Raw genomic sequence first — 1,360 nt, forward strand, 5'->3', positions numbered from 1 at the left:
CCCGCTGCTCGCCGTGATCGCACTGGTCTCGGTGCCCGCCTCGGTGATCGTCGCCACCAAGGTCGGCAAGCGGCCCCAGCCAGCCCGCCAGCCGCTCGGCCCGCTCCGCGACGGCCCGCTCCGCCGCCGCCCCGACGTCCCGGAACAGCCGCCACAGCACCGCGCCGTCGGGGCGCTGCGCCCAGCCGCCCACCACCTCGCCGCACCACCACACCGTCGGCCCGGCGTTGCCCGCCCGGTCGAACAGCGCCGGCACGTCCTCCGGCCGCAGGTACCAGTCCCGCCCGCGCCAGCCCATCACCGCCGGGTCCAGCGCGGGCAGCAGCGCCGCCCACGGCTCCGGCTCTGCCACCGGCGCCTCGTCCCCCGGCAGCACCAGCGCCGGCGCCCCGCCGGCCAGCGCCACGTCCAGCGCCCCGAGATCGGCCAGCGCCCGGCGGACGTCCCCCAGCGTCCAGCCCGTCCACCACTTCACGTCCTCGGCCGTCGCCGGTCCGTACGCCGCCAGCCAGCGCCGCACCACCTCGGCCTTCGCCTCCCGCACCGGCACCTCCGGCCACTGCGGCACCAACGCCCACGGGTAGCTGCTGCTCAGCCACGAACCGCGCGGGCGGGAGCGGCGCACGTGCCCGTCGGAGGCCAGCAGCCGCAGCAGACGGCTGCCCACGCTCTGCTTCGCCTCGTACGCCTTGCCCGCCGACATCAGCATCGTCTCGCGCAACTGCGGTACGTCCTCGGAGAGTTCCCTGGTCGTCGCCTCGCCGCGGACGGCCAGCGCGGCCAGCACCTCGCGCTCCGTCTCCGCCAGCCGGGCCTCGTCCCAGCCCTCGGCGAAGTCCCGCAGGTGCTTCAGCAGCGTCGCCCGCTCCTTCGCCGCGATCGCCCGCGCCGCCGCCGAACTCACGTACGGGGCGAGGCCCTCCGTCACCGCGAAGATCGTCCGCCGCATCGACAGCAGCTTCACCAGCGAGACGTCCTCGTACAGCGCCCGGTCCACCTCCGCCGCCGAGGGCTTCGCCAGCCGCGCGCAGGCCGACAGGTACACCGTGGCCGCGTCCGTCGCGTGCAGCCCGACCACCGCGTCGGCCACGTCCTCCACCCGCGCCGCCCGCAGCGACGGCACCAGCAACTGCCGCCGCCCCAGCCTGGCCCGACGCTCCGCATCCCCGATCACCGGCACACCCATGCCGGGACCCTAGCGCGTGTCCGCCGCGCGGCACCGACGACGCCCGGGCGGCCCGGCCCGCCGCCCGCGCCGGAAGCGCGGTGCCCCGACCCCACCCGGACGCCGAACCGCCGTACGGCGTGGGCGGCTTCGGCGCCGATCGCGGTGATGGTGTCCGCGCACGCGCGGTTGGTG

The 1,360-nt window shown here is 77.2% G+C and carries 2 protein-coding genes; both read right to left on the reverse strand.

Features of this window, described 5'->3' with window-relative positions:
* Window positions 1-1,186, reverse strand: a 1,186-nt coding sequence (locus ACIQOV_RS41550) for a winged helix DNA-binding domain-containing protein (protein ID WP_401056351.1), incomplete at its 3' end; no start/stop codon positions are given.
* The coding region (locus ACIQOV_RS41555; protein ID WP_401056352.1) for a DUF6271 family protein at window positions 1,171-1,360 on the reverse strand (190 nt) is incomplete at its 5' end. The genes ACIQOV_RS41555 and ACIQOV_RS41550, both read right to left, overlap by 16 nt.

This window comes from Kitasatospora sp. NPDC091257, from assembly GCF_044757675.1.
Lineage (GTDB): Bacteria > Actinomycetota > Actinomycetes > Streptomycetales > Streptomycetaceae > Kitasatospora > Kitasatospora lactacystinica.